Source organism: Oryzibacillus soli (genome assembly GCF_051594765.1).
In the GTDB taxonomy this organism is placed as follows: Bacteria; Bacillota; Bacilli; order Paenibacillales; family NBRC-103111; genus Paenibacillus_AR.
The window spans coordinates 123,668-141,621 of record NZ_JBPPGJ010000010.1 but is presented as its reverse complement, the minus strand read 5'-3'; the positions used below and the strand labels follow the sequence as shown (position 1 = coordinate 141,621).

Genomic DNA, 17,954 nt, shown 5'->3' with positions numbered 1-17,954 from the left:
AAACTTGAATTAAGGAGCTACTGGATATTATGAAGTTTTATTTCGCACCTATGGAGGGTTTGACTGGGTACATTTATAGAAATGCACATCATACTTTTTTTGGTAATGTAGATAAATATTTTTCACCCTTTATTGTTCCACAACAAAATGATAGTTTTAAAACTCGGGATGTAAAGGATATTTCGCCTGAAAACAACCAAGGGCTAGTTTTGATTCCACAAATACTAACGAATCATGCAAAAGACTTTATTCATACTTCAAAAATTTTGAAGGCGCTGGGATATGATGAGATTAATTTAAATTTGGGATGTCCTTCTGGAACGGTAGTTTCAAAACATAAAGGCTCCGGATTTCTTGAAAAAAAAGAAGAGCTTGATCAATTTTTGGAAGAAATTTTTACCCAATCCGTAACGAAAATCTCCGTGAAAACGAGAATAGGAAAAGACCAACCGGAGGAATTCTATGATTTAATCGAAATATTTAATAAATATCCTATGGAAGAGCTGATCATTCATCCTAGGATTCAAAAAGATTTTTATAAAAACAAGCCTAATCTGCAAGTGTTTAAGGATGCCTTGATGTTAAGCAAAAACCCTGTTTGCTATAATGGGGACATTTTCACAATTAAAGAGTACAAGGAGTTTTCGGCTGATTTCCCTACTGTAGATACATTCATGCTGGGCAGGGGATTATTAGCCAATCCTGGACTGATCAGCGATATTACAAACAACATTAAAATCGACAAAAAACTACTTAAAGAATTTCATGATAAAGTTTATGAAGGTTATAAAGGAGTCCTTTTTGGAGATAAGAATGTATTGTATAAGATGAAGGAATTATGGTCTTATATGATTCAAGTGTTTTCGGATCATGCCAAATATGCGAAGAAAATCAGGAAATCAGAACGGTTATACGATTATGATGAAGCTGTTGCAAGCTTATTCAGAGAACAGGATCTTATAGTTGACTGAGGAATAGGATCATTGATTGCCCTACGATCGTTATAGCGGCGGATTGCGGATTTGCCAATCCACGATTCGCATTAGGAGGGTAGATAATGAAAATAACTGGTAAATGTATCATCGCAATGCTCGTATTGTTGAGCAGTCTTCATTTAATGGGCAACAAAGCAGCAGCTAAAATCGATTGGATGGCAAATAAGTCATTGGTTGTTCTCACAGAGACGGAACTCTATGATGATTACAACAATCCGGAGTCAGTGGTTGGCTCTATTGCGGGCATGCAGGAGTTGACTACGGCCTGTTTGGACAAAGCCGATTGTCTAGCGAACGCAGGGGGCAAAGACTACGTTCTTGTAAAAACATGGATGGGGAACAAATGGATCGAAGATGATGACAGAATTACCGCTGGAACTTATCAGGAAGTCGAACGGGATATTACCATTATTGAAAAAATGCCACTTTATGATGATCCTGATGTTGGTGTTTATCGAAAGGATAATCCCCCTACAGAAACGCTTTTGCCGCAAAAGGTTCATGTGACAGCACGATACTGGTATTTATATAGAGGAGCCCATAATGGAAGGGCATTTGTGAATGCGCCGACATGGTATCGAATTGATACCAAAGAAGGACAGAAGTGGATTGTTGATCCGTTTATTCTAGAAGACATGCAAAAGTATGAGATTCCAAATGACAGGATCATAAAATTGACTGGGAACGAGCTGCTTTATGATTACCCTCATAAAGTAGCGGGAGAGGGGACGAAGGCCAATCCGGGTGTGCTTCAAGTGGATGCGATCTCTAGTTACTGGATCAAGACTCAAAGTTATGTATGGTTCAAGCTTCGACAAGAGGATGGAACATTCAAATGGGTTAACAAGGAGTATCCTTTGTCTGAGAGTGAGAGTGGTCCATTAACCCAATTCAGCATGCCTAATGAGAAGATTACTCTGCGAACTGCTACGCGCTATTTTGACATTGATGGTGACTCTAGCCTTAGTCTGCAAACCTGGCTTCAGCCCGGCACATATATTGCGGATAAAATAAACGGTGGTTGGGCGCGAATACAAACTCCGTTCGGCTGGAAAGTAGTCAACCTGGATCGAGCGCCGCTTGAAAGGCCACAAGGTATTACAGAAACACAAGAGGTCGTAAAATTAACTCCTGAAACCAAGAGCTACTATTTCCCGCTAACAGGAGAAGTATGCCATGAGGCAGGTACTTTTAGTAATCAGGATGCCTTGTCGTTTGAAAAGTGGATTTCTCCAGAAGGAGTGAAGTGGTACCACATTTCAACCTACAGCGGCATCGTATGGGTACCAGAAAAGCCGTTGCAGTGACGGAGTTTTTTTCTGAAGAGTACGAAACAAATGAAAAGAACCGCTAGACTGGGACAATCCACAGTCAGCGGTTCTCTTTATCGTGAACGCTTGGTTGCTCTTGTTGAACATTACGGTACAATCCATATAATTTGACAAAAAAGAGGAGACTAAAGTAATTTAATAATAATTCCATAGAACGGGTTATGGCCAGGAGAGGGTGAAGGGAAATGGCCGCTAATTGGTGGTTGGCTCTGATTATTATGGTTGTGATAAATGGAATATTGGTTTGGACTTTGTTTGTTGAGGGAGGGCCTACAAGCCGCAGGGTCAAGAAGTGGTTTTTTGTTGTTGCAAATGTGATTGGGCTGACCCTAGCGATCTCTCAATTTTTCTGGATGGATTTCTAGCGTTGGAGCCTGTGTGGCGTTGCGACTCCCCTCGCCTATTCGTCTCCCTTCACTTCGCCCATTCCCTGGCACCTATCGCATACACAAGGCTCACCTTTGTCATCGACTTCTCCGGATTTTCCGCTGCCCCAACACTCCGGACATACGACGGTATACAGCACAGCTAAACTCTCCTCTCATTTAACGGGCGTATTCCAGTTCACTCGGTTGATCCTCTGCTGCCATGCATGGAGGAGCTGAAGGAAATGGGCCTCGTTCTTCCTGGCAAAGTGTGCCTTGTGAAATCGGCCTGAGAATTCGGCTCCTACCGAATAAGCGAATAAGTATTCCTCCCATGAGCTATAGTCACTTTGTGCTTTAAGTGCTGCTTGATTTACATAGCCCTCTAGGGAGTATTCATTCAGGATGTCCAGTGTGTGGCCTGCCGTCGCCAATACAATGCACCAGGCATAATCAAACGCGGCGATTCGATTCTTGGGGAGACGCCCCCAAGTTCGTTCAGTCACGGACAGTCTGGAATACCGGATATCCTCATCCGACAGCGAGAGGACATAAGATCTTCTGTTCTGAGACGTAAACGTGGACAGAAACTGTCTGGTACGCTCATACTCCGATTGATACCCCACATTCAGCAGCCAATCCAACCGGTGGGTTAGAGAATCGGTATCACGAATATTCCATTGCAGCACGATTGGCGCCGCCTCTTTTTTCTTATATAAATGACGAAAGATGAGGTTGTCGTGCATACAGACGGAAGCCAATTCGTCTATGTAGCGCTGCAGACATTTTTTGTGAAATATGGTGTTGATCACGTTAGCCTCCATCAATCTTTTATTAAAGCCGTTTATATATGTAGGCCCCTATCAACCAAAAGTAAAAGATGACCATGAGAAAATTAAAGAAATTTTCTATGGTTCGTAGTCGGCTGTAAGGAGGCGAGGAAGAGGTATCAATGATAACGGGGGCCACCTTCTTATTGTCGTGCTTCGCCTTTATCTTACTTTCAAACTGAGCATTCACTTCATTGCTGGCAAATAGCTTGAGTTCTCCCTTGAACTTGCCCTCACCGCTTAACCACTCGTCAGATTGGAGGGGGACCGCCGCGATAACCAAAGTATCATCCAGATACCCCAGTACGACTTGATTCATGTGCTGTCCAGCGTTTGGTAATCGAGAGGCTGTCGTGTGATCCATTATCAGACCGTTAAGCTCCTTGTAGTCTGTGAGGTATGGCTTCGTTAGATTTACTTGGACGTATGCTCCGTTTTTATTCGGCTTTAACAATTCTTTAGGGGAAACGAGGACCGTTGGATCACGATAGGGATCAATCCATTGATCGGACAAGAACATGGTGAAGAAACACAGTGCCGAAAGCAGGAAAAGAAGAAACCGTCTGCCTGGTTGAAACCGGAACTTCATTGCGGGGGAAAGGGTGAAATGGATACCTCTATCCTTCCTTTGAAGCTGCGTCAAAATGCTTAGGATCCCCAAATCATGGGGGTCAGCCGCGTTCATCTGCTTGAAAACGGTGATAGCCTGCCCGATCTCTCCAACATTCTTCAGACTCTTACCTAACAAGTACTGAACTTCCTTGTTTTCGGGATCCAAAGTGAGCGCTTTGCGGCACTCCTGGATGGTTTCCGAATATAGACCCCTTTCATGATAAATCCTCGCGCGGTAAACATAACCGTCTGCTTCGGTTGGCCTAAGGAGCAGCACTTGGTTGAAAACACGTAAGGCTTCATCCAGTTCTCCTACTCGAACAAGGAACTCGCCTTGTAGACGTAATAAATCGGGATCTTCCACAAAGATATCCAAGGCATCCTCTATGCTCTGCTTGGCAAGCTCCAGATGATGTTCTTGAAGAGCGTGGCAAGCAGCTTCCCTGAGGGAAAGAAAACGATCGATGGATTCGATGTCCATATGAGGAGGAATAAAGGAGAATCGCAATTCAGGGCCGTCCAGCTGCTGCAGGTAAAACTGCAAAAATTCATCGTAATCGGGATCATCCTGCCCCTTCCAATGGAAGCTGCTTTCGAATAGAAGCCAGACACTTCTCGGCAGTAACCGATGTTCCAGCAAGAAACGATGCAGCCTTTGCTCAACCATTTGTTTATGCTTCATATCCCACATGATGTCGGCGTTGAGCAGCTCCGCCCACCTAGCGGGATCGATCCGGGAAGGGAAATCGTGATAGAGGATACGCGCCCTTTCGATAAATGAGTTCAATGGATCGATAATAATGGGTAAGACGTCATCCGCCCCCTGGGGGGATTCCGGTTCGGAAGAACGTTTGTTTTGCAGTTTGGCCTGCTTGATGGCCGTATCATACGCCTCGCGTAGTAATTGGTATCCCTCCGGATCCTCCTCCGGATGATGCTGCTTGAGTTTTGTAGCATATGCAATTTTTATAGCGGAGATATCAGTAGTGGGGCTTATCTCGAGAACTTGCCATATGTTCATGACCAACGCTCCAGTGAATCCAGTTGTTGTTTGAATAAGGCAGCAGCTTTTTTAATTTCCAACTCCTGTTGACCTCGCAGTACATCCTCGAATTGGTTCAGAAGGTAGGAGATTTCTTTTCTCTTGTCTCCCAGTGCTTCCTCATAAATTCGTTCGCCTCTGGCCAGAAGGAGACGGTTTTCTTCTCGATCACGCGGATGGATCTTCATATGGCTGAGCTCAAGCAGCCTTGCCTCAATTTCCTTTTCCGATAAGGTCCCGGGATTTCTTTCAATGACCATTCGTTTCTTCAATCCGCTTCTTACGATGGTCACCTCAACCTCGAGTATGCCGTTGATATCGTAGGTGTAGCGGACGTCGATGGGTTCTTCACCTTTAGGAGCGGAAGGGACCTCGATAAGGAGATTTCCGAGCTTCAGATTGTTCTCCACACGCCGGTTCTCGCCCTGGTAGATCCCTAACTCTATCTGGGTTTGGTTGTCTCGAACGGTATAGAACCGTTCCACCCTGCTGATAGGAATCGGGGAATTCCGTTCTATAATAGGGTGGAAGTACCCCCCATCATACTGATTGTTCCTCGTCTCCCGAGCGACGTCAGTCCCCAAGGTATAGGGGCAAACATCGGTCAGGATGACTTCCTTCAGAATTTGATTGCGTCCCTTCATGGCAGCCTGAATCGCAGCCCCAAGAGCTACCGCTTCATCAGGATGGACTTGCGTATAGGGGAGTCTTCCGAAGACCCGACTGACTACAGATTTAATCATGGGCATCCGAGTGGCCCCGCCGATGAGTATAACGGCATCGATTTCGTTCGGAGAAAAAGAAGCATCGTGGAGTGCCCTCTCGATTGGATGGCGCAAGCGCAGGAGCAACGGCCCCGCTAACTTTTCGAATTCAGCACGGTCTAGAGTGACTTCACATGGTTGGCCGTCCGCAGCCATATATGTCATGGTACCGGTGTTGCCCTTGGACAACGCAGTTTTGCATAGCTCAGCCTGTTTGATTAGGGCTGAATAGGCCTTTTTATCCAAGGAGTGAACATCGATGGAATGGGTTTGGACCAAATGGGAGACCAAGAGCTCCGTAAAATCTTCGCCGCCTAAATAATTGTCTCCGGCAATCGATTTCACTTCCATAACGTTCTCGAACAGCTCGAGGATGGATACATCAAAGGTACCTCCGCCCAAATCGAATACGAGGAATTTAGTATCCGATTCCTTCAAATGCAGGCCGTACGATAAGGCAGCGGCCGTCGGTTCGTTGATTAACCGCTCTACCTTCAAACCGGCCAGCTCTGCAGAGCGCTTGGTCGCCTTGCGCTGAGTATCGTTGAAGTAGGCAGGAACGCTGATGATTGCTTCTGTGATGGTATGGCCCAAAAAGGCCTCCGCATCTGCTTTCAGCGACCGTAGGACAAAGGAGGAAAGCTCCTCCGGAGAAAAGGAGTGGCGCCCCAGTTCAAAGCGCTTCTCGCTGCCCATGAAGCGTTTGAAAGCAGCGACCGTCACTTGGGGGTGCGTAATTAGCCGTTCTTTGGCGATTGTTCCAACTATAATTTCACCGTTGTCATCGATGCTGATAACGGAAGGTGTCAGATGGTCCCCATGGACATTCGGTATCATAACAGGTCCTTGGGTGTGATCGTCCCAATAGGCGATGAGACTGTTCGATGTGCCAAGATCGATTCCAATCATTGCGGACATATGAAAGACCTCTTTTCACCTCAGATGGCAATTTTATCCTAATAATTCGTCGAAAAATGACAGCTTCCTTCACAAAAAGAAGTGGAATTAAGGCATTTATGAGTCCGCCATTCAGCATCTAATGTTGAACGGATCCACCATTATTGTCGGTTCTTGTTGAAAAAAGCAGGTACTACGCTAAATTAGTACTATCCGCTTAATACTGCAAAAGTTACAATGACGGATATACCGGTAAATTCAGATCAGGATGTGAACGAGATGCATAAACGCTGGGTGAAAATCGAAGGCTTAGGCAAATATTTGCCCCGACTTCCTGTGACTTCACGTGAGATGGATGCCAGACTTGGAGTAGCGGAGGGGTGGGTCAAGAAAACGACCGATGTGGATACGCGTTACTTCGTCCAAGGAGAGACCTCATCCTTCATGGGGGCAGAGGCGGCTTGGGAGGCTCTGCGTGTCGCCGGATTAACCTTTGCGGACATCGATTGCCTGATCTGCACCAGTGCGGTTGGCGAGCAGCCGCTGCCAAGCAGCGCTGTCCTGATTCAGAAGGCGATGGGCCAGGAGAAATCGGGCATTCCGGCTTATGATATTAATGCGACCTGTTTGGGATTCATGGCAGGCCTGGATACGATGTCCTATCTGGTGGATGCCGGGCGGTACCGCCGTGTGCTTCTGGTCTCCTCCGAGATCCCGTCCGCTGGATTGAATTGGAGGCATAAGGAAAGCGCTGCCTTGTTCGGGGATGGTGCGGCGGCGGCTGTGATTAGCCGTTCGGAGGACACTGGGGCTCCGGAACGTTCCGCTATCCTGGCTTCCGCGATACGAACCTACAGTGAAGGCCTCCATTATTCCCAGATCCGGGGCGGAGGCACCAGGATGCATCCCAGGGAGCATAGCGCAGAGACCGAGGAGTGCTTCCTTTTCGAGATGGATGGCCATGGCATATTCCGGATGGCGTCGAAGCTGCTTCCGGATTTTGTGGATGAGCTGCTCCGGCAAGCGGATTGCTCCATGAAGGAGCTGAAGCTGGTGATCCCCCACCAAGGAAGCGCGATGGCGATGAGGCTGATCTGCAAGAAGCTGGGCATCTCGAGCGAGCAGCTGATGTACATTACTCCGAACCATGGGAACACGGTATCCGCTTCCCTGCCGATGGGGCTCTATGAAGCCGTGCGTCAGGGAAGATTGAAGCGCGGCGATAAATTTATGCTGCTTGGAACGGCCGCAGGGCTATCCTTGGGAGGAATGGTTCTTGAGTATTAAGATCGTTCTGACCGGAGGCCGTTCACCGGCTGCGCTGGAGCTGTCCAGGCTGCTTCATGCGGCCGGTCACACCGTGATCGCGGCTGAGAGCTGGAAGAGACATCTATGCGGCGCTTCCAAAAGTGTGGCGATGAGCTGCGAGCTTCCGCCTCCCAATCAGAACCCGCGTGTATATGCCGAAGCACTGCGTTCCGTTATTATAGACAGTAAGGCGGATGTGCTGCTGCCCACCTGCGAGGAAATCTATACGATATCCAAGTACCGGGACATGTTGATAGAACACTGCCAGGTGTTTGCAGAGCCGATCTCGGTATTGGAGAGGCTTCACCATAAGGGGAAGTTCATAGAATGGGCGGAATCCCTCGGATTGAAGGTTCCTCTGACCAGGATGGCGGAGAGCCGGGAGGAGCTGATGAGCCTGGCGTCGAACCGGGGGTTATTCCCAGGCGGGGTCATATTGAAGCCCGCATATTCCCGTTCCGGGTCCAAAGTGGGGGTCATCTCCGATGCTGCCCTCACCCCTGACATCGAGAAGGCGGTCCAGGCCGCAGCTCCGATCTCGGCCGCCTATCCCTGGGTGGTGCAGGCGAGATTGCCGGGACGCCAGCTCTGTACCTACAGCATCGCCCAGCAGGGTACCCTTGTCGCCCACACCGCCTATTGGACACGGTATACGGCAGGTGTAGGCAGCTGCGTTCACTTCGAGCACGTGTGGGAGGGGGAGACCTTTCACTTCGTGGAAATCTTCGTGAAAGCGACGGGGTTTACCGGGCAGATAGCATTTGATTTCAAGGAGGGCTTGGACGGGCGTCTCCTGCCGATCGAGTGCAATCCCAGGGCGACCAGCGGCATCCATCTCTTGGCGGGAGTCCCGGGCATCGACCGAGCCTTGGTGGCGCCCTCCGGGCTTCAATCAGAAGGAATCCTGGTTCCGCCGGCCTCCGGGACTGCATCCATGCTGGGGGCGGCGATGCTCTTAACCGGATGGAGAGGCAGCAGGACGATCCGTCAATGGCGGGAATGGGTCCTCGATTATGCCCGTGCCCGGGATGTGTTGTTCCGCTGGAACGATCCCATGCCTGCCGTGGAGCAGCTGGGGGTATTCGGCCGACTGTGTGTGCAGCAATGGCGTACAGGAATGTCCTTATTGGAATTGACAACTTCGGATATCGAATGGAATGGTGAAGCATGAAAGCGTTGGTTACGGGAGGAACAGGCTTCCTGGGGGAAAGACTATCGCGGGTGTTAACGGAACGGGGCTGGCATATTACCGCGACGGGGCGCAACCCTGACATTGGAGCGAGGCTCAGGGCCCACGGGGTTGACTTTGTCCAGGCTGACTTGCGGAATAAGGAACGGCTTCGCACCATGTGCCAAGGTCAGGATGTTGTGTTTCATTGCGGCGCTTTGTCGTCGCCTTGGGGGGCGTATCAGGATTTCTATGAGACGAATGTGACCGGGACGGAGAATGTTGTGGAAGCATGCTTGAGAGAGGGCGTAGGCCGGCTCGTTCATGTTTCAACGCCGAGCATTTATTTTGACTATACGGACCGGTTGAACATACACGAGGATGACCCGCTTCCCATGAAGCCGGCCAATCCTTATGCCGCAACGAAGCGGCTGGCGGAAGAGGCCGTGCGGAGGGGAATGGGCCACGGCTTGCCCTCCGTCATGATCCGCCCCCGCGGAATATTCGGACCGGGAGATACCTCCATTCTGCCCCGTCTGATTGCGGCCAATGATACAGGGGGTGTTCCGCTCATACGCGGGGGACGGGCCATGCTGGATATGACCTATATCGATAATGTGGTGGATGGTCTGGAACAGGCGGCGTCGGCGCCGCAGTCTGCGATGGGGTTGGCGTACAACCTGTCCAACGATGAGCCGGTGCGGCTTCTAGACGCAGTGCAGCGTTTATTTGAACAGTTGGATAAGCCGTTGAAGCTCCGCTCCCTCCCTTACCCGGCGGCCAGTCTGTTGGGAGGCTGTATGGAGGTGGTATCTCGGATGACGGGGAAAGAGCCGAAGCTGACCCGCAGCACGATCGGTCTGGTAAGCTTCAGCCAGACCCTGGATATCACACGAGCCAAGGAAAAGCTGGGTTACCGGCCAGCAGTAAGCATGGATGAAGGGCTGCAGCGGTTCAGCGATTGGTGGAAGGAGGAGAACATATGATGAGGCTTGGAATTCCTGTTACGGTCCGGCTGCGCCTCTTCGCAGCGGGTGCGTGTACGCACCCCGAATGGGTTACGTTGAAGGGCGGGGCTTGGTCATCGGCTGTTTTCCCGGCGGGCTTCGCCTATGTGGAGCATCCGCAACAGGGTGGGATCCTGATCGATACGGGCTACACCGCCCGGTTTAACCGGGAAACGTCCCGCTTGCCTTTCAGTATATACCGGCGTCTGACTCCGGCCAAGGTTACTGCTGAGGAAGAGGGGGTTCGACAGCTAGAGGCCCTGGGGATAGAGGCCGACAGCATCCGCACCGTCATCCTGACTCACTTTCACGCGGATCACATCGGCGGCGCCAGGGATTATCCTCGCGCCCGCTTTATTTATCTGCAGGAAGCCTACGATGCCGTACGGAATCTGAACAGTCTGGCCGCGCTCCGGGCAGGCTTCCTGGCAGGACTGCTGCCGGAAGATTTCGCCGCACGGTCACAGCCCGTCAGTCAACGAGAAGCGCTCCGGCTGCCGTTCCCGTCTCCCTATGCCCACGGGTATGACTTGCTTGGCGACGGCAGCCTATTCGCGGTGGAGCTGCCCGGCCATGCCAAGGGGCAGATCGGGATCTTCCTGGCTACCGAATCCGACGATTACTTCCTCTGTGCGGATGCGGTATGGTCCAGCAGAGCTTACCGGGAGAACCGTCCGCCTCATCCGGTTGCAGGACTGATTATGTCCGACCGCCTGGCGTACCGGAGTACGATGGAGAAGCTCCGGGAGCTGCACCTGCAGTATCCCGGGCTGCGAATCGTACCTTCCCACTGCGGATACAGCCTAACGGCCTGGACGCCGGCGGGGGGCGAGCTCTGATGCGTAAGATCGGCATCTTCCTCTCCCATTACTGGAAAGCCCGATACGCCCACAGAAGGTGGACGGATCGTGAGCATCTGCTGCGTTGGCAGGAGGAGCGTATCCTCCGCCATATCGATTGGGTGCGGGAACGCTCATCCTATTACCGGGAGCTGTGGGAAGGGTATGCTTCCGCCGACTGGCGCAGCTTCCCCGTCATCGGCAAGGCGCAGATGATGGACCACTTCGACCGGTTGAACACGGCGGGCATCAGCAGGGAGGCTGCCTTCTCCGTTGCCCTGCAGGCGGAGCAAACCAGGGATTTCGCCAGCCAGCTGGGCAAGAACCGCATAACCGTCGGCCTCTCATCCGGCACCTCCGGGAACCGGGGACTATTCCTGGTCAGCGAGGAAGAGAGTGTGGCCTGGGCGGGGACGGTGCTGGGCAAGGTGCTGCCGGGGCCGCTGTGGAGGGCGGAGCGGGTCGCTTTTTTCCTGCGCGCTAACAGTAATTTGTACGAAAGCGTCCGGGGCGGCAGGCTGATGTTCCGGTTCTTCGATCTGCTGACACCGACGGAGCAGCACCTGGTCGTGCTGAACCGTTACCGGCCCACGCTTCTCGTCGGGCCGCCTTCCGTTCTCCGTCTGCTCGCCGAAGCGGCACAAGACGGCAAGCTCAAGATCGGGCAGCCGAACAAGATCGTGTCGGTGGCGGAGGCCCTCGATCCTATGGATGAAGCGCTGATCCGGGGGGTATTCGGGCGTCCGGTCCATCAGATCTACCAATGTACGGAAGGGCTTCTGGCGGCTACCTGCGAATTAGACACACTCCATCTGAACGAGGATCTGGTTCACATCGGCAAGGATGTTCTGGACCAGGCAAGCGGCCGGTATGCTCCTGTCATCACGGATTTTACCCGCCGGACACAGCCGATCATCCGCTACAGGCTGGATGACGTCCTCCTAGAGAGCGGCACGCCCTGCGGCTGCGGGTCCCCTTTTGCCGCGTTGACGCGCATTGAGGGACGTTGTGACGACTTGCTGTATTGGCCCCGATTGACGGATGGAGGACCCTCTCCGGTCTTCCCGGATTTCATCACCCGTTCGATTATTCAAGCCTCCGATTCGATTACGGAATACCGGGCTGTGCAGCATACGCCGGTACGAATGGAGATCACCGTGCGGCTTCTTGGCGGCGGGGCCGACGAACAGGCGATGGAGCAGGTGAAGCGGGCGCTGTTGGAGCATATGGCCCGGCTCGGGAGCAGGTTGGGCTGCCGGGTTCCCGACCTGACCGTCATTTTCTGCGAAGGTGCCATGCATCAAGATCAAGCGGGCAAGAAGCTTCGCCGGGTAGAGAGGAGGTTTGCGCTTGAGCAATGGGGGGCGTATATACGAGAATGAGCTCCTGCAGCAGGTTCCCTGGGCGGACACCGAGGACGGGCGATCGATGCGGACCTATTTCGAACCGTTTCTTGAGCATCCTTCCAGAACTCTGATCCACAATATCCGAACCCGATTCGCATTCTTGTCCCTCGGGAGCCAAGTCCTGCCCCTTACCGTGAATGAGACGGAATGGGACAATGCCTATGTCTGTTCCCCGTACACGCATTATGTCCGCTATGCCCATGAGGAGCTGGAGCGGTTGAAGAACCGTCCATTGGAGCTGCTCCTTGGAGGAATCCTGAAGGGGATCGGGTCCGGAATGCGGGCCGTCAAGCTGAACCGGGTGGTCCATATCAACAATTGGCTGCTGTCCACGAATCTTGCCCCATCCATGGATGAAGACGAATGCCGGGAGATGACCTCCTGCCTTCTTGATCGGTATCCGGAGCACGCCCTCGTATTCCGATCCCTGAATCGAAAGCTGAACGGTCCCATCATGGACGCCTTGATCGGGATGGGGTATATTCTGGTTCCGAGCAGACAGATCTATATCTTGGATCACCTGCGGCATACGCCGGACGCCAAGGCCCGATGGCTGGTGAAGCGTGACTTCGGATTGATGAGCAAACACGGCTACTCGATCGTTCCCCCTGAGGAAATCATGGAGGAGGACATCCCGCGGATTACGGAGCTGTACCGGATGCTCTACCTGGAGAAATATTCGCGCTGCAATCCTGAGTTCAGCCCGGCATTCATCAGCCATGCGCGGGAGACAGGCTCGCTGCGATTGTATGGGCTTCGCAGAGCAGGGACTCTGGACGCGGTTCTTGGTTTTATCGTCCGCGATGGCGTTATGACGACTCCCTTATTCGGTTACGATCTGACCCTGCCGCAAGAGCTGGGCTTGTACCGGATGCTGTCCGCCCTGCTTATCCGGTTGGCGGAGGAATCCGGACGGATCCTGCACGAGAGCTCAGGCGCCGCCCAGTTCAAACGAAACCGCGGAGCGCTTCCGGAGATCGAATACAGTGCGGTGTATGTTCGCCATCTGCCGCAGTACCGCCGGCTCCCTTGGCATATCCTGCAGGTGCTGCTGAACCGGATCGGTGTGCCGATCATTCGTAAATATAAGCTGTAAGGAGCTGATCTTATGCATCCTCCGATTGAAGCCGGTCCGGCGCGGCCGGTTGTACTTATCACTGGCGCGGCAGGCGGATTCGGCTGGAGAGCCTGCCTGCATTTTGCCAAGAGCGGGTACCGGGTGGTCGCCGCTATGAGGGATATGACCAAGCCGTCCCCGCTTATGGAAGAGGCGGAGAAATGGGGGATCCAATCGCTCATCCATCCGGTTGAAATGGACGTCACAAGGCCCGAGCAGATTGAACGCTGCATTGCCCAGATTCTTGACGCTTATGGGCGGATCGACGTACTGGTGAATAATGCAGGGTTTGCGTTAGGCGGGTATGCTGAGGAGGTGTCTCTTCAGGACTGGCGGCGGCAGATGGACACGAACTTCTTCGGCATGGTCGCGGTCACCCAAGCGGTGCTGCCGGTGATGCGGACCGCAGGCTCCGGAACGGTCATTAATGTAAGCAGTGTAAGCGGAAGGATCGGCTTGCCGGGCTACGCTCCGTACTCCGCATCCAAGCATGCGATGGAGGGCTTCAGCGAGTCCTTGCGGCTGGAGATGCTTCCGTACGGCGTCCGGGTCGTGCTCGTAGAACCGGGCTCCTACCGAACGGCGATTTGGCAGAAGGGCTTTGACCAAATCTCCATTGCCGGCGATAGTCCGTACCATCATCGGATGGAGACGGTCCTGAACCATTCCCGGCGTACCTTTGATCAGTCTGCCGATCCTATGGAGGTGGCCAAGCTGATCGTGCGGGTTGCACAGAAGAAACGGCCGAAGCTGCGCTACCCCATTGGCCGGGATGCCCGGATGCTGCTCATCGCAAAGACGCTTCTCCCGTGGAAATGGTTGGAGAAGCTGGTGAATAGCGTGTTAAAGTAAGGCTGCGGCCGCAAAACCATCAAACGGTTTAGGGGGAATCCCGATTGAAGTACTTCACCATATTTGCTTCAAGAAACGATATTCAGGATATTCACGGCTACATTCAAGAGGTATTTGGAAGCCAATTCAAGATAGGCAAGAATGGCAAGGAGTATACCTTGGTGCCTAAGGGCTGGTTCAACCGGAATACCATCACACTATCTGTAGTTTCCGAGGATACAGATCCCGATTATTTTCACAACAACATCCCTGGAATGATGGGGCTTTATCATAACATGCCGTTCGAGGATGAAGAGCTGCAAAAGCTCGTCCTAACCCAAATTTCGGTTCTCAATACGATGATTGCGATTCAAACGGAGAAGGAATACAACGATACATACAGGACCTTATTCATGGAATTGCAGAATAGAGTGAACGGGATCGGCTTCCTTCCGGATACGACGTTGGTGGACCTGCATGGTTCTGTCATTGTGAATCCGGATGGAAGCTCCGGGCCGGCGGACTTTAAGGTATACGCCTGTACGCGGAAGATCAGAGGGGAGGAGTCCATCACCTCGGAAGGGGAGCGGCGGAAACGAAGGACCATCACCTATCTGCAGGAGAAAGGGGTCCCGTTCTTAGAGACGCTGCCCCAATTGCCTGCCCAGGCTGATCTCCAGTTTAGATCCCGCGAGGAGATTGCCAAGCGTGCGATTAGTCTATTGCTGGTTATTCAATATGCCTGTGATGCGGTTCAAGAGAATGACCTGGATCAATCGAGGCAGTTTGTTCTGGAGCATCTTCAGAAATACGGGGTCGAGAAGGAACTGACCGACCATGAAAGAGCGCTCCTCCATGACGCTTCCCCCCTGAAGCAGGACGTGATCAACATGGCATGGCAGTACGAAGCGTATTGGGCGTTAATCTGGTCGTTAGGCTTCGTCCAGACGCTAGAATTCCCTGACCGGATCTGTGATTGCGATTACGCGATCAAGGTGGTCTCTTCTTGTGAGTCCTTCGATGAATTTATCAGCAAGACCAACTTAAGAAGCAGCGAAAACATTCTGGACGAAGCGGACATCATATACCGCCTCCATTGGGCTTGTGTGAATTCCCGGATTCAAGGGGAACAGGCTCCCTTAGGACTGAACGAAAGTGTAGTCATGGAGCGGCGGAGGGCCTTGTTTTGGCTGATGGGGTATCGGGATGAGGTATGGGACCATATCAGTATGGATACTTGATTTAGGTAGGCTATTCCTCTTCCAGAGACACCACGCCATAGCGCTCAAGAGCTTTGGTTGAAGATTCGAGCATTCGGCGCTTCAGATAATCCCCTTCGATGACGCGGACCCGCTTGCCGAGAAAACGGATCTTGGAGAGCAGGTACTCGGCTTCGTCTGCGAGAACGCATAGGCGAACCCGGTAGGTACCTGTCTCTTCGTTGTACTCGACGGTTTTTTCGAAGCAGGAGAAGGCGTACAGGATGCGGGATAGCTCTTTGTTATACTGGTGGATCACTTCTATTACGGCTTCCGTTTTCCTGGCATTGAGCGTAACGCCGATCCGTTCAAGAATTCGCTCCGCGGCTGCCGGATCGATGGATTCGGCCGTGACCGAGTGGATGTTATTCAATCGTGTGCTCATAAAGGCATGGTTCCGCAGGTGGTGCCAGAGCAGATACCATTCCCTCTTGATCATGGAGTATTCCAATTTGTACGGGAGGCCGGACTGGTCGGTATGAATCCGATCGCCCTTGACCCCGTAGGTGATCCGGATTCCGCTGAGATTCACAATATGCTGGCGCAAGGAACGCAGGAGCGGGTGGTAGACGTGCTTTTCCACGTTTTTTGCCTTTTCGATCAGGTGATCGGAGGTTTGGAGCGCCTCATCCTTGTGAAGAAGGGAGACTAACTTATCCCTCGTTTCTACGGTGAAGGCATCAGCAGTGGCAGGGTGGTCCAGCATCATCTTGAGCCAAGCCCGCTCGTGTGCCGTTACCATGAAGGTGCCGGAGTCCTCCAACCGGGAGATGATCTGGTAGTTAAAAATTTTCTCAAACGGGTTCATAATACGCTTGAATCTCCTTCCACTCCGCGATCATCTCTCGTCGAAACCGGATGGGCTCCAGAATTTCACAGCTGGAACCGAAGCTTCTTAGCCACGGCTTGATCTCGGTCGTACCGTTGACTGTGATCTCATAGATGAAGGAATGTTCGTCTTCGGAGACGATCTGCCCCCACTGACCCTGCAGCAGGACGCGTTCCTTCACAAAGTTCCGCTCGGGCTTCTCCGGGCTATAAAAACGGGCACGCACGGTTACCGGGTCGCCGGTATCGATCAGCCAGCTGTACCGTATTTTTTCCTCGAGTGTGTGGGTCCGCTCCTGTATGAACTCCTCGGATACCTCTTCGCCTTCCTCAATCTGCGTCATCCCTTCCATCCGGTACTTGCGGATGCCTTCGCGGCCATGCGATAGCAGGTACCAACGCCCATATTGGTGATCATAGACGATCTTAAGCGGCAGGGTCTGTTCTGTTCTGCCTTCCGTCTCCCGCTCGAATAGCGGATTGGTGTTCTGGGAGGCGTAGCTCTTGTCCGCCTTAGGCGAGAAGTAGAGGAAATGAACCTTCCGGCGGTGCCGGATCGCGTGGAGGAGCGTGAACAAATGGGCTTCGTCCAGGATCCGGGAGTAGTAGTGGTACTTATAGAGAAAAGGCTCCACGGCCTGCCGGTCCGTCCGGGTGCGCAGCAGGTGCTTCTTCAATCCGTCTCGAAGAAGGTATCCTTGAACGGAAGGAACCTGCGTATTCGCCATAACATCGACGAAATCGTACAGGTCATGAAGCTCATCATCGGTTAGCTCCCGGACCAGGTCGTTCTCCATCCGGTAACGGTAGGGGCGGGTGGAGGAGGCTTTCCGGATGACGCCGACCTCCTCCAAGTACTTGAGATCGGAACGGATGGTCTTCTCGTCCGGCAGAGGAGCATCGGACGGAAGGCTTTTGCAGCAGAGATCTATAAGATCCATTGCCGTACATTCCCGTTCGTTCAGGGCTGCCAAGAGCAGCGACAATCTCTCCGATTCCGACACCTTCAGGGACTTGGCACGAAATAGTAAGAGCAGCATCGGGTCTGTGGATTCGTAATAGTTAAAGCGGATGGCCTCCGCGAATTCTATGCCCTGGTCCTGCGGCAGCTGCTGGTACATGGTGCTCACGATATCCTTGAGCCGGCGCAGAGTCTTATCGAACGTATGAACCGAGATGCCCAGCCGCTTGGCGAATTGCTGCCTGTTGTAAGCACCGCTTGTCAGAACGAGCATGCGCAGAAACTGAATTTCCTTATCAAAGCTCTCTCTAGCCATGCCAGCATTCACCCGTTCCACAGTAAGTTAATCCTTATTGTAGCAGGGGATGGAAATCCGGGAAATGGAAAAGTTAGT

The 17,954-nt window shown here is 52.3% G+C and carries 15 protein-coding genes; 10 read left to right on the top strand and 5 right to left on the bottom strand.

Annotated features, from left to right (window positions below):
* Positions 1–29 precede the first annotated feature (29 nt).
* Complete coding sequence (locus tag ACSEXW_RS15385) at positions 30–971, top strand: tRNA dihydrouridine synthase (protein WP_438447058.1); 942 nt, start codon at positions 30–32, stop codon at positions 969–971.
* Between the two features lie 86 nt (positions 972–1,057).
* Entirely contained in the window at positions 1,058–2,302 is a 1,245-nt protein-coding gene (locus tag ACSEXW_RS15380; protein ID WP_438447057.1) for a hypothetical protein, read from the top strand.
* A 565-nt stretch (positions 2,303–2,867) separates the two neighbouring features.
* Here the strand turns inward: ACSEXW_RS15380 and ACSEXW_RS15375 are convergent.
* Genes ACSEXW_RS15375 through ACSEXW_RS15365 form a run of 3 tightly spaced genes read right to left on the bottom strand, consistent with a single transcriptional unit; the run spans position 2,868 to position 6,857 of the window.
* Complete coding sequence (locus ACSEXW_RS15375; protein ID WP_438447056.1) at positions 2,868–3,503, bottom strand: DUF1266 domain-containing protein; 636 nt, start codon at positions 3,501–3,503, stop codon at positions 2,868–2,870.
* 22 nt (positions 3,504–3,525) lie between these two features.
* Positions 3,526–5,154, bottom strand: a complete 1,629-nt coding sequence (locus tag ACSEXW_RS15370) for a tetratricopeptide repeat protein (protein WP_438447055.1) — start codon at positions 5,152–5,154, stop codon at positions 3,526–3,528.
* Positions 5,151–6,857, bottom strand: coding sequence for a molecular chaperone HscC (locus tag ACSEXW_RS15365; RefSeq protein WP_438447054.1), 1,707 nt, complete (start codon positions 6,855–6,857; stop codon positions 5,151–5,153). Before ACSEXW_RS15365 ends, ACSEXW_RS15370 begins: the two co-directional genes overlap by 4 nt.
* Before the next feature lie 258 nt (positions 6,858–7,115).
* Between ACSEXW_RS15365 and ACSEXW_RS15360 the strand changes: the two genes are divergently transcribed.
* Genes ACSEXW_RS15360 through ACSEXW_RS15325 form a run of 8 tightly spaced genes read left to right on the top strand, consistent with a single transcriptional unit; the run spans position 7,116 to position 15,753 of the window.
* Complete coding sequence (locus tag ACSEXW_RS15360; protein ID WP_438447053.1) at positions 7,116–8,123, top strand: beta-ketoacyl-ACP synthase III; 1,008 nt, start codon at positions 7,116–7,118, stop codon at positions 8,121–8,123.
* Complete coding sequence (locus ACSEXW_RS15355) at positions 8,113–9,315, top strand: ATP-grasp domain-containing protein (protein WP_438447052.1); 1,203 nt, start codon at positions 8,113–8,115, stop codon at positions 9,313–9,315. The genes ACSEXW_RS15360 and ACSEXW_RS15355 overlap by 11 nt, the downstream gene beginning before the upstream one ends.
* Positions 9,312–10,298 (top strand): NAD-dependent epimerase/dehydratase family protein, encoded by a 987-nt coding sequence (locus ACSEXW_RS15350; RefSeq protein WP_438447051.1) that lies wholly within the window; start codon positions 9,312–9,314, stop codon positions 10,296–10,298. The genes ACSEXW_RS15355 and ACSEXW_RS15350 overlap by 4 nt, the downstream gene beginning before the upstream one ends.
* Positions 10,295–11,158: an MBL fold metallo-hydrolase gene (locus ACSEXW_RS15345; protein WP_438447050.1), complete on the top strand. Its 864-nt coding sequence runs from the start codon at positions 10,295–10,297 to the stop codon at positions 11,156–11,158. The genes ACSEXW_RS15350 and ACSEXW_RS15345 overlap by 4 nt, the downstream gene beginning before the upstream one ends.
* Complete coding sequence (locus ACSEXW_RS15340) at positions 11,158–12,540, top strand: F390 synthetase-related protein (protein WP_438447049.1); 1,383 nt, start codon at positions 11,158–11,160, stop codon at positions 12,538–12,540. The genes ACSEXW_RS15345 and ACSEXW_RS15340 overlap by 1 nt, the downstream gene beginning before the upstream one ends.
* Positions 12,509–13,660, top strand: a complete 1,152-nt coding sequence (locus ACSEXW_RS15335; protein WP_438447048.1) for a GNAT family N-acetyltransferase — start codon at positions 12,509–12,511, stop codon at positions 13,658–13,660. Before ACSEXW_RS15340 ends, ACSEXW_RS15335 begins: the two co-directional genes overlap by 32 nt.
* A gap of 12 nt (positions 13,661–13,672) precedes the next feature.
* Positions 13,673–14,533, top strand: a complete 861-nt coding sequence (locus ACSEXW_RS15330; protein WP_438447047.1) for an SDR family oxidoreductase — start codon at positions 13,673–13,675, stop codon at positions 14,531–14,533.
* Positions 14,534–14,577: 44 nt separating this feature from the next.
* Positions 14,578–15,753, top strand: a complete 1,176-nt coding sequence (locus ACSEXW_RS15325) for a DUF4272 domain-containing protein (protein WP_438447046.1) — start codon at positions 14,578–14,580, stop codon at positions 15,751–15,753.
* A gap of 10 nt (positions 15,754–15,763) precedes the next feature.
* Here ACSEXW_RS15325 and ACSEXW_RS15320 read toward each other — a convergent pair whose 3' ends face one another.
* Together ACSEXW_RS15320 and ACSEXW_RS15315 are read right to left on the bottom strand one after the other, a co-directional pair.
* A complete protein-coding gene (locus ACSEXW_RS15320; RefSeq protein ID WP_438447045.1) occupies positions 15,764–16,579 on the bottom strand; it encodes a WYL domain-containing protein in 816 nt (271 codons plus the stop codon).
* Positions 16,566–17,876 (bottom strand): helix-turn-helix transcriptional regulator, encoded by a 1,311-nt coding sequence (locus ACSEXW_RS15315; protein WP_438447044.1) that lies wholly within the window; start codon positions 17,874–17,876, stop codon positions 16,566–16,568. Before ACSEXW_RS15315 ends, ACSEXW_RS15320 begins: the two co-directional genes overlap by 14 nt.
* Positions 17,877–17,954: the final 78 nt, after the last annotated feature.

Excerpts from the sequence above, each read along its gene's own strand:
- ACSEXW_RS15380 (WP_438447057.1), top strand. The coding sequence starts at position 1,058 with ATGAAAATAACTGGTAAATGTATCATCGCAATGCTCGTATTGTTGAGC.
- ACSEXW_RS15365 (WP_438447054.1), bottom strand. The coding sequence starts at position 6,857 with ATGTCCGCAATGATTGGAATCGATCTTGGCACATCGAACAGTCTCATC.
- ACSEXW_RS15330 (WP_438447047.1), top strand. The coding sequence starts at position 13,673 with ATGCATCCTCCGATTGAAGCCGGTCCGGCGCGGCCGGTTGTACTTATC.
- ACSEXW_RS15360 (WP_438447053.1), top strand. The coding sequence starts at position 7,116 with ATGCATAAACGCTGGGTGAAAATCGAAGGCTTAGGCAAATATTTGCCC.
- ACSEXW_RS15350 (WP_438447051.1), top strand. The coding sequence starts at position 9,312 with ATGAAAGCGTTGGTTACGGGAGGAACAGGCTTCCTGGGGGAAAGACTA.
- ACSEXW_RS15315 (WP_438447044.1), bottom strand. The coding sequence starts at position 17,876 with ATGGCTAGAGAGAGCTTTGATAAGGAAATTCAGTTTCTGCGCATGCTC.
- ACSEXW_RS15385 (WP_438447058.1), top strand. The coding sequence starts at position 30 with ATGAAGTTTTATTTCGCACCTATGGAGGGTTTGACTGGGTACATTTAT.
- ACSEXW_RS15370 (WP_438447055.1), bottom strand. The coding sequence starts at position 5,154 with ATGAACATATGGCAAGTTCTCGAGATAAGCCCCACTACTGATATCTCC.
- ACSEXW_RS15345 (WP_438447050.1), top strand. The coding sequence starts at position 10,295 with ATGATGAGGCTTGGAATTCCTGTTACGGTCCGGCTGCGCCTCTTCGCA.
- ACSEXW_RS15320 (WP_438447045.1), bottom strand. The coding sequence starts at position 16,579 with ATGAACCCGTTTGAGAAAATTTTTAACTACCAGATCATCTCCCGGTTG.
- ACSEXW_RS15340 (WP_438447049.1), top strand. The coding sequence starts at position 11,158 with ATGCGTAAGATCGGCATCTTCCTCTCCCATTACTGGAAAGCCCGATAC.